A 1,927-nucleotide genomic window follows, 5' to 3' on the forward strand; every position below is an offset into this window, starting at 1 on the left:
TGCGTGCGGGTGCTGGCGAAGGCCAGCAGATGTCCGCCAGGCTTCAACACACGCAGGCACTCGACCCACACCTCGGTGCTGGGCACGTCGTAATCCCAGCGCTTGCCCATGAACGACAAGCCGTAGGGCGGATCGGTCACGATGGAGTCGACCGAGTTGTCGGCCATTCCGCGCATCACTTCCAGGCAGTCTCCGACGTGGATCATGCTGCGCACCTCCGCCAGCACCAGCGCAGCCCATTGCGCGCGGCGCGGCATGCGCGGCTGATCGCCCACAGGGTGGCGATGCCGGCCGCAAATCCGGCCAGGGCGAACACGTGGACCATTGCAGCGGTGAGCAGCTGGTCAGCCATGGGCGACTCCTGGCTTCTGCTGGCTGCGTATCTCCGCCTTGCCGATGTTGCGCACGGCGAGTTTTGCGTAGCCGAATTCCTTGCGTGCTTGGCGGCGAAGGCCAACCAGTCGGAACGCTTCCAGGCAATGAGGGCAGTCCTCATCCTTCAAATATTCCTCCTGCTCGCCTTCGTTGAGGCGCCTTTCGGAGCAGTACGCACCTTCGTCCGTGGTCGTGTGGTACGCCCAATAGAGGTGATTCTTGGCCCTCGTTCCATCCCACAGGCTGAGCGTGCCAACTTCGCCCTCTGCGACGGCTTGGATGGTGATCGGACATCTAGCCAATGCCTCGCCGATCAGCACCGTCAGCCTGCGGATTTCGCTCGCGCAAGTCTCATAGCGAACCACTGCGGCGAGGGCGGTTTCTTGGCGGCTCATTTGCCCACCGCCTGGCTGTCGATCAGGGCGGCGATCTTGCCGGCGATCCGATCGGCTTCGCCCGAACCATCGTCATGGCGTTGGTCTTCCGGGTCCGCGACTTCCAGGTCGAACTCCCTGCGCAGCAACTCGGCAACTTGGGTACGGAACTGCCCCAGGTCCACGGCGTGCGCGGACTGGCCGATGGCAGGAGCGGACCCGTCCAGCAGGATGCATCCCTCTTCCTCGGCGCCGACGCATTCGCAGTAGAGGCCGCGTCCACTGTGGCCTGTTTCCGTCCAGAAGATCCGGACAAGGCTTCGATCCTCGAACGGAACATCCAGCTCGGGGCTGCCGGCCATCAGTAGAGCTTCATGCAACTGGCACGCCGTCAGTTCGATCCCGCCCGAGTTGTACTGCTGATCGGTGGCCCCCACCGGCTGGCGGGCGGCGAGCAGTGCGCGCAGGGTATCCGGGCTCATGACCACAGGGCATGTCAGAGATTCGGGGAAATCGTATCCATCACCCTGCCAGTGCCAGACCTCTCCATTACGAAGCTGCAGTGGCAGTGCGGCACTCTCGCGGAGGCCCGCCAGCACGTAATCGCTGACCCATGTGTGGCCTTCGTAAGTCTGCCCGGCCGGGGAGGGCTGGGCGGAGAGGGCGGCTTGCCATGCGGCCCATGCGATTTCGTAGGGGAAGGCGGAACCGTCGAGCGGGCGAGCGGCATCCTACCACGCTTTGAACCTACCGCGTTCTTGCAAGCTGTATTTGTCTTGGGCGCTCACTTGGAAATCTCCTTGACCGAGTCGATAATTCGGATCAGCTCGCCGCTCTGCCGGATGAAATCTCGGCGTGGATCAGTCTCGGGCAGCTGAATCGCCTGCCATGCAGCGAAACCAATCAGGTCCTTGAACCTGGACAGGTCCTCAATCGGGAATGGCTTCTCGTAATAGGCAGTGAGCGGCCGCGCATAGCAGAAGGATTCCTCTACTGCACGATCAGGGTCTCGCGTGAAGAACTGAATGTTGCCGTTCTCGGCGAACTGAACCCACAGTGCTGCGCGCTGCTCACGCACTGGCTGGCTAGCGGGGATGGCGGCTACGGCTGCGCGCGCCAGATCCATCCAGCCCTCAACCTCGATGGACGAACAATCGGCCCAGGTCCAACCCGATTGC

General features: G+C 62.9%; 4 protein-coding genes and 1 pseudogene. All 5 read right to left on the reverse strand.

What is annotated here, in order from left to right; all coding sequences use genetic code 11:
- Positions 1 to 206 (reverse strand): annotated as a pseudogene (locus ACZ4VL_RS40590) (hypothetical protein); the annotation flags it as partial.
- Positions 203 to 352, reverse strand: a complete 150-nt coding sequence (locus tag ACZ4VL_RS40595) for a hypothetical protein (RefSeq protein ID WP_180874325.1) — start codon at positions 350 to 352, stop codon at positions 203 to 205. The gene ACZ4VL_RS40595 and the pseudogene ACZ4VL_RS40590, both read right to left, overlap by 4 nt.
- Positions 345 to 770: a hypothetical protein gene (locus ACZ4VL_RS40600; protein ID WP_467324937.1), complete on the reverse strand. Its 426-nt coding sequence runs from the start codon at positions 768 to 770 to the stop codon at positions 345 to 347. Before ACZ4VL_RS40600 ends, ACZ4VL_RS40595 begins: the two co-directional genes overlap by 8 nt.
- The gene (locus tag ACZ4VL_RS40605; RefSeq protein ID WP_468121033.1) at positions 767 to 1,231 is read right to left on the reverse strand and encodes a hypothetical protein; all 465 of its coding nucleotides are present in this window, start codon (positions 1,229 to 1,231) and stop codon (positions 767 to 769) included. Before ACZ4VL_RS40605 ends, ACZ4VL_RS40600 begins: the two co-directional genes overlap by 4 nt.
- 302 nt (positions 1,232 to 1,533) lie before the next feature.
- Positions 1,534 to 1,927 (reverse strand): hypothetical protein (locus ACZ4VL_RS40610; protein WP_468211038.1); only part of this gene is annotated, 394 nt, incomplete at its 5' end.

The sequence above is a fragment of the Streptomyces sp. NPDC029014 genome (assembly GCF_055564695.1).